Here is a 6351-nt window from a genome sequence, read left to right as displayed (position 1 = left end):
CTATATTTAGAGCTTTTAGATCTTGAGTGGCGGCGCAAAGCGTTGCCACTCGTGGCTTTTATATTTGTTTAAGCAGTTGTTACAACTTGCTTGCGTAAGGAATTTAAGCGACGATTAGCAGTTTCATTTTTGGTATCTAGTACCAATACTTGCTCGTACATTTCGATCGCTTGAGGCAGTAACTTTTTCTTTTCGTAGGCATGACCGAGATTGTTAATTGCCGTTACATAGCCATCTTGTAGGGCGATCGCTTCTTTATAGTTTTTGATGGCAAGATCATATTGCTCTTGAGAAAAGTAGGAAAATCCGAGGGCATTATAAACTTCGGGGATATTATCTCCACCTTCTTTCAGAGCCTTGTTAAATAGGGTAATAGCCTGAGCATAGAGCTTTTTCCGCAAATAGACACTACCGAGTTGATAGTAGTCCTCAGGGCTACCTTTTTCCTTTTGGAGCTTGGGCTGTAGGTCAGAGATGACATTTTCTAAGCTACGTGCTTTCAAAATCTGGCGGATAACTAACCAGCTAACCCCAGCTAGCAGCACAACTAAGGCCCCAAGGTATGCGATCGCTAATGTACTATCCATAAATATTTACTAATTTCAATCATTTTTTAACAGAGTTTTTCTATCATTGCACTCTAGCAATTTGTTTAGGGAGTTTAAAAAGTAATTTTTAACAAAGATCGTTGATTATTCTGTGAGCTAATACCAATTCACGAAAGTGTGACAACACTTTCGTGAATTAAAAACCAAACCCAGTAAGGATTTTCAAAGCTCAAAATGGCTTAGCCATTTTGAGCTTTGGTATAATCTGTGATTAAATTTTGACTTCGGGAATATCCTCGATCCCGTAAGTCTCAATGGCAATTTCAGGACTACCCCGATCGCAGCGATCGCGAAATTCACAATATTGACAATCAGGACTATTGAGCGGCAATTGGGGATAACTGCGCGCTTGGTTAATTTCTGTCAAAAATTGGGTTAATTTGGCTTCTGTACCGATATACTCCAACTGTGAGTAAGGAATGATCGTTGATTCGGCTGTGTTCGCAAACCAATAGGTCATCGATAATTGTTCGGGAGCATAGTTGGTAGTTCTAGCTAATAGATATAGATAGAGGCGGGTTTGCCAATTACTTTGCAACTGATCTGCCGCGATCGCTTTTTGGTGGGTTTTCCAATCAAGAATTTGTGCTTGCCGATCGCCCAAAATCAAAAAGTCGTAAATAGCAGTTAAGACAAAATACTCTTGACCGCGATCGCTATTCTCACTATGATGCAGCGACAAATCGATTTTTATTTCTAAGGTACGCCGATGTTCGCAAAAGCGATCGCCTGCGATCGTGGCTGGTGGTTGGCGCTCAAAGGCATCTAGCCATGCTTGCAACTTAGGATCGCTATTGGCTAAAGCCGATATATCTAGCCCCAACTCTTTTTGCTGCATTAGCAAGTGAAAGTTTGCCCCCAATAGCAAATTTTTTTTGCGCTGCAAGTCGGCATCAGGCAGACTCAACTCCTCCAAAAAACTGTATTGATACTTACGCTGACAAGTTTCCCAAGTATTGAGGTGTCCTTGTGAAATTGAAGTAATAGCGGGAATAGCTGTCATTGCAGATTTGCGTTCTTGTAGTAACATATCGTCAAACGATCGCCATCACCTATGAATACTCTCAGATGAATGCACCGAATGCTCCTGTCATTCCTAACTCTAATTCTTCGATGCGCCGATTTCTAAAAATCGTCAATCTGCGTCCAGATGAAGCTGAACGTACATTATTGATGTTTTTATTTTATGGTGCAACATCGATTGGAGCAGTGTGGCTTGAGTATTCTAGCTCGACCCTATTTCTGGAAGCCTATACAGCCGAAAAACTAACTTGGGTATATATTGCTACAGCTTTTGTGGTGACAGCTTTTGGCGTATTTTACTCATGGTTACAAAAGCTTTTTCCTTTGCGGTGGGTCATGCTAGGCATATCCTGTCTGCTTGCCTTGCCATTGCCCTTTGCTTGGTTCGGACTGATCCAAAAAGGCACATTCTTTTATATGGCGGCGGTGTTTGGGATTCGCCTCTGGGTCGAAGGCATTTACGTACTCAGTAATATTAACAATGATATTGCCGCGAACCAGCTATTTAATATTCGCGAAATCAAACGAGCCTTTCCTTTAATTAGTACGGGGATTATTGTTGCTGAAATTGTCGGCGGGTTTTCCTATCCGTTTTTAGTAGCTTGGGGAGGTGGAGCCGTAAATATGACCCTTGCTACTTGCCTCATGTTATTTATCGGTTCCTGCGTACTTTTTTATCTAAGTACCCGCTATAAACAAGCATTTCCAAATTCGGTCTATAACAGTGAAGAAGATCGAGAAATGTCCACCCGAGCCTTAAAGGGTAACATTCTCAAATATGTCTGGCTCCTATTTGGATTTTTTATTGCGGCGCAAGTTTTATTTTTTATGATCGAGTTCCAGTATCAATCCCAACTGGAAATTCATCTCAAAACTGAGGAAGCGATCGGTAGCTTTCTGGGGATTTTTGGCGGAATTATGGGGGTATTCAAGCTTGCCTTGCAGCTTTTTGGTTCTAGTCGGATTATTGAAAGGATTGGCGTATTTTTGGCAGTATTAATGCCTCCCGTCGGCATTATCATCACAGGTACGATCGCAGGGTTTGCCCCGTTTGGCTTATTGACTGGATTTGTCGTTCTGAAATTCTTTGATGAACTATTTCGCTTTACGATTGTGGCGGCGACTGCCCCAACACTATTTCAGGCGGTACCCGATCTATTCCGAAGTCAGATCCAATCCTTTGTCAGAGGTATTGCCGATCCTCTAGCTACAGGTGGCGCAGGGGTTTTGATCTGGGTTGTCAGTGAAATCTTCAGACGCAATAACATCGGAGCGGATGTTTCGGCGCATTGGTTTGCTGGCGTAATCGTTGTTGTAGCAATGATCTGGGTCGCTATTATTTGGTTGCTCAGGCGTGGATATCTGGAGCTTTTGATTCAGAGTGTTGAGCGCGGACAATTGAGTTTATCGACTGTGGATACTCGCGAACTGCGCCGCGCGGTATCGGAATCAATGTCAAGAGCGGAGACCCAAACCGAGCAATCAGTCTGCATCGAGCTTCTAACACAAATTGCGCCACAGGCGGTCAATGAGTCCCTTGCGCCAATCCTGTTACAAATGAATCCAGACTTACAGGCTCAGAGCATTGCCGCAATGTTGGAAAATCCTGAGTCGCGATATCTACCATATATCCATGAGGTAATGCAGTCTCATCACGCTTCGCCTCAAGTTCAGGCTTTATGTTTGCGTTATGTATTGTTAGCAGACGAACAGAATCGCGATATTGATGGTCTGAGGAAGTATTTGGGACCAGAGCAAAATCCGATTATTCGTGGGACTGCCGTCGCTTTAATGATGCGGTTAGGGGCTTCTTCGCAGGTTGCCGAAGCGACGAATACTCTGCGCCACATGATTACGAGTCCCTCTCAGCCTGAGCGGGTATTGGGCTGTCGTGCCTTAGCCGAAGCTGCTTTTATGCAGTCATTGCGATTCTACGTACCGCAATTATTACAGGATCCCTCGATCGAGGTACGCTGCGCTTTGCTAAAAGCGATCGCCGCTACCCGTGCTAGCGAATATTTCCCATCGATCATTCGCGGATTGCATTACAAAGCAACACGCAAAGCCGCCCATGATGCCTTAGTAACCCTTGGCGATGATGCGATCGCGCCCTTGTTAGAGTTAACTACCAGCGATCGCAGTCCTGATAATGTCCGCATTCATGCATGGGATATTCTTGGGGAAATTGGCTCGCAGGGATCGATCTCAGTTCTTGCGAATAATCTATTAACGTCTTGGGGCAAGCACCGTCGGCAAATACTGCGCACTTTAATTCGTATTCCGCAGGAACAAGGTATTGAAGCGATCTTAGAGCTAGTGGGACGGAGTGGCATTGAGAAACTAGTCGTTCAAGAACTGGGCGTAATGACTGAGGCTTGGGCAGGAGTTGTAGATTTATCAATCGATAAAGTTGCCTGTACCGAAACGGGACTACTGTTAGATTCCCTGCAAAATGAAGCGATCAATAGCCTAGAGCGAATTTTTCTGTTGATGAAATTACTTTATTCAGGCTCGGCGATTCAAGCCGCATCCTTTAATATTTTGTCGGACTCTAAGAGCAGTCTGGCTCGTGGCATGGAGATCTTAGATAATACGGTGGACTTGAGTGTTAAGCAGATTATCCTATCAGTAGTTGATAATCGCTCTATTCCTGATAAGTTAAATATTCTGGCTACGCTCCATCCCTATAAGCCCCTATCCCCAATTAACCGATTGCAACAGCTAGTAGAATTGCGTTATTGTCTTTCTGACTGGACGTTAGCTTGCTGTTTTCATGTGGCTCGTACACAATGGTGGAGTTTGACTGCGGAAACAATGCTGAAATGTTTAGAACATTCTACGGGCTTTGTTAGGGAAGCCGTAATTGCTTATTTGCAGGTGGCTTCACCGCGATCGCTAATGAAAGTGTTGCCCAGATTGTTAAAGGATCGGGATTCTCTAGTCCTTGCCCAGTCGCGAGCAATTTACTATTACTTTCAAAATAATGGGAAAAACATCCTAAATCTAAGTAATAATTTGCATGAGAGCAAAGATATAGATACTGAGATAAAAGCCAGAATGATTGGCAAACCAAATGGGTATGGGGAGTCTTAGGCGATGTTAACCAGTATTGATCGGTTGTTATTGGTGCGAGGAGTTCCGATTTTCAAGGAATTGCGTGATGAATTCTTGGTTCGTCTCGCGTCAATTATGAATGAGGTTTCCTATCCAGCGGATAAAACGATCTTTGCTCAGGGGCAAGAAGGGCGATCGCTGTATATTGTCGTAGCTGGACGAGTGCGGGTACACCTTGGAGATAAAGATCTGGCAATTCTGGATAAGGGCAGTTGCTTTGGGGAAATGTCATTATTTGATGCCGAACCGCGTTCGGCTTCGGTTACAGCCATTGCTGGATGTGATTGTTTGGTGCTAACGCAACAACAACTTTATGAAGCGATCGATGAGACTCCCGATATCGCTGTAAATATTATTCGCTTATTATCGCGACGCATCCGTAGCCAAAATGCACAACTTAACGAGTTACAGGCTTCTAATCAATAACTAATACCAATTCACTGAAGTGAGCCAACACTTTCGTGAATTGGTATAAGATTTTGAGATTCTCAAAATGGCGTTGCCATTTTGGGAATTGGTATAGCGTAAGTTCAGGTTAAGCTGGCAAACCCTTTCTCAAATCTCGTTTCAAATTATTCCGAAATCACGTTAACTAAAGGGACTATAGCTATATATCTAAGCGATATTTAAGCGCATCTAGCTAATTACTAATGTCAAGTACATTTGCTACAGACACAAAATCATTTATGCTTAATATGGTAGTTATAGAAGATATTGCAGACCAATTTAAAGAATGCTTTTCTAACTTCAGAGAAAAGTATGTTTTTGGGATAAGTCAATTGTTAGTGTGGTTGGCATAGTTTTATTGGAATTGCATATATTAAGTTACTATAATTTTTATTATAATTTTTATTGTGATTTTCAAAGAAAGAAGTGATAAGAGGTTAATTTAAAAATTGGAACTTATTAACTTTTAATGCAAATGCTAATGCTCTGAAATCTATTTTGTCTGATTTTAATCTTTAGTTATTTATTCCTTCACAAAGCCTTTAAGTATGTAAGTTTATAAGCTTAGGGACTTACTATTAATTAAGGTCAATGCTGTTTAATAAAATATCTCCTAGCAAAATATCTCTTAGTAAAAGATCTCCTAGCAAAATATCCTTTAGCAAAATATCTTTTAGCTAATATTACTAATACACAGTATTATAATTTTGATACCATGATTATCTGTAAACCATCTATAAAAATTGTAAAAAAGATTGCAAAGCCATATAGATAATCATTTAAACAGTTTACTTCTCACTTTAAAGACAGGAAAATCATTAATTTCATGCCTTACGATATTAGACAGCAATCATCTATATACGAAATTCGTGATGAAATTCAAGTTTTACTTGCATATCAACCTCAAGTATTTGAATTTAGTCTGGAAGGTATAGAATGCTTGACCCTTAAAGAAATAGGGGTTTTACTGTTTGCGCAAAGACTTGCCAAAGAATACGGAACAAAAATAGAGCTTGGTAGTCCTAAAAAGGAAAGGATGAGGGAAAATATCTAGATGGTTGTTACAGATTAAAGCAATGTCAGAGTCAAGTCCATCAAGTCCATCATGTCCATCCTGCCAGTCCGTATCAGTGGTTAAAAACGGTAGTACTCGGCATGG

5 protein-coding genes are annotated in these 6351 nt (G+C 41.4%); 2 read left to right on the top strand and 3 right to left on the bottom strand.

Features of this window, described 5'->3' with window-relative positions:
- Window positions 1-68: 68 nt before the first annotated feature.
- On the bottom strand, window positions 69-587 hold the full coding sequence (locus tag PSE7429_RS20635; RefSeq protein ID WP_009629295.1) for a tetratricopeptide repeat protein: 519 nt from the start codon (window positions 585-587) through the stop codon (window positions 69-71).
- A gap of 232 nt (window positions 588-819) precedes the next feature.
- Entirely contained in the window at window positions 820-1638 is an 819-nt protein-coding gene (locus PSE7429_RS20630) for a PD-(D/E)XK nuclease family protein (protein WP_009629294.1), read from the bottom strand.
- On the opposite strand from PSE7429_RS20630, the gene PSE7429_RS20625 reads away from it, so the two are divergent.
- Window positions 1611-4724: a HEAT repeat domain-containing protein gene (locus PSE7429_RS20625; protein ID WP_193789118.1), complete on the top strand. Its 3114-nt coding sequence runs from the start codon at window positions 1611-1613 to the stop codon at window positions 4722-4724. The two genes, PSE7429_RS20630 and PSE7429_RS20625, sit on opposite strands and share 28 nt — an antisense overlap.
- A gap of 3 nt (window positions 4725-4727) precedes the next feature.
- Window positions 4728-5171 (top strand): Crp/Fnr family transcriptional regulator, encoded by a 444-nt coding sequence (locus PSE7429_RS20620; RefSeq protein ID WP_009629292.1) that lies wholly within the window; start codon window positions 4728-4730, stop codon window positions 5169-5171.
- Window positions 5172-6156: 985 nt separating this feature from the next.
- Here the strand turns inward: PSE7429_RS20620 and PSE7429_RS27365 are convergent.
- Window positions 6157-6351, bottom strand: a 195-nt coding sequence (locus PSE7429_RS27365; protein WP_233424406.1) for a hypothetical protein, incomplete at its 5' end; no start/stop codon positions are given.

It is taken from the genome of Pseudanabaena biceps PCC 7429, from assembly GCF_000332215.1.
GTDB lineage: Bacteria > Cyanobacteriota > Cyanobacteriia > Pseudanabaenales > Pseudanabaenaceae > Pseudanabaena > Pseudanabaena biceps.
The sequence above is the reverse complement of the archived record's forward strand: the minus strand, read 5'-3'. Positions and strand labels throughout refer to the sequence as shown.

Excerpts from the sequence above, each read along its gene's own strand:
- PSE7429_RS20635 (WP_009629295.1), bottom strand. The coding sequence starts at position 587 with ATGGATAGTACATTAGCGATCGCATACCTTGGGGCCTTAGTTGTGCTG.
- PSE7429_RS20630 (WP_009629294.1), bottom strand. The coding sequence starts at position 1,638 with ATGTTACTACAAGAACGCAAATCTGCAATGACAGCTATTCCCGCTATT.
- PSE7429_RS20620 (WP_009629292.1), top strand. The coding sequence starts at position 4,728 with ATGTTAACCAGTATTGATCGGTTGTTATTGGTGCGAGGAGTTCCGATT.